Below are 1,135 nucleotides of genomic sequence, written 5' to 3' on the forward strand. Positions count from 1 at the left end.
GCCAGGGGTATGGGGTCCAGGATGCCGATGACGGTGAACCACCGGTCGCCGATCCACACCTGCCGGTCGGGCCCGTCGACGCCGAGCAACTCGGCCGCCCGCGAGCCCAGCACGACGGTGGGGTAGCGGGAGGTGGCGGCATTGAACCACTGCCCCTTCGCCACGCGTCCGCCGATCGTGCCGAGGAGGTCCTCGCGGGTCGCGGCGACGGTGATGCCCTTGGTCTCGCGCGGGTCGATCCGGTCGGTGCGTCGGACGCTGCGACCGTCCAACTGGGCCGTGGCGCTCGCGGAGGTCACCGGGCCGATCCGGCGCACCATGTCGACCGCGTCCTCGGGCAGTTTCACCTTGCCGCCGAACATCGAGTCGCCGGGTCCGACCGAGAGCATGTTCGTGCCCAGGCTCCGGATCTGGTCCATCAGCCGCGCCTGGCTGGCGGTGCCGATGCCCAGCACCGCGACCATCGCGGCGATCCCGATGGCGATGCCCAGGCCGGACAGGATCGCGCGCATCGGCCGGCCGCGTACGCCGAGCAGGCCGACGCGCACCACGTCGACGGGCCCGAGCCGGGCCGTCCCCGGCAACGGCACCGGCGTCGGCCGGGGGGCGGTGTCGTGAGCCGACAGCGTCATCCGGGCACCCCCGCCGGCAGTTCGCCGGGGACACCGCTGTCGGCGTGGATGCGGCCGTCCAGGATCTCCACCCGGCGCGGCAACGACCGGGCGATCCCGGGGTCGTGGGTGATCACCACGATGGTGGTGCCGTCCGCGTGGAGTTCGTGCAGCAGCCGCATCACCGTCGTCCCGGAGCGTGAGTCGAGTGCGCCGGTGGGTTCGTCGGCGAGGACGAGTGCGGGGCGGGCGACCAGTGCGCGGGCGATGGCGACGCGTTGGCGTTCGCCGCCGGACAATTCGCGGGGGACGTGGTCGAGTCGGCTGCCCAGGCCGACCCTGGCCAGTGCGTCGGCGGCGCGTTCGCGGCGTTCGCGGACGGGGATGCCGTGGTAGTAGAGGCCGTTGGCCACGTTGTCGACCGCGGTGAAGTGCTCGGTGAGGAAGAACTGCTGGAACACGAAGCCGATCCAGTTGGCCCGCACGCCGGAGAGTTGACGGTCCCTCAGCCGCGCGACGTCGTG

The 1,135-nt window shown here is 72.6% G+C and carries 2 protein-coding genes; both read right to left on the bottom strand.

The annotated features are described in order from the left end of the window. Positions 1-632 (bottom strand): ABC transporter permease (locus ACIRL2_RS51425; protein WP_402242739.1); only part of this gene is annotated, 632 nt, incomplete at its 3' end. Continuing rightward, the coding region (locus ACIRL2_RS51430; protein WP_402242741.1) for an ABC transporter ATP-binding protein at positions 629-1,135 on the bottom strand (507 nt) is incomplete at its 5' end. The genes ACIRL2_RS51430 and ACIRL2_RS51425, both read right to left, overlap by 4 nt.

This window comes from Embleya sp. NPDC127516 (genome assembly GCF_044765325.1).
Lineage (GTDB): Bacteria > Actinomycetota > Actinomycetes > Streptomycetales > Streptomycetaceae > Embleya.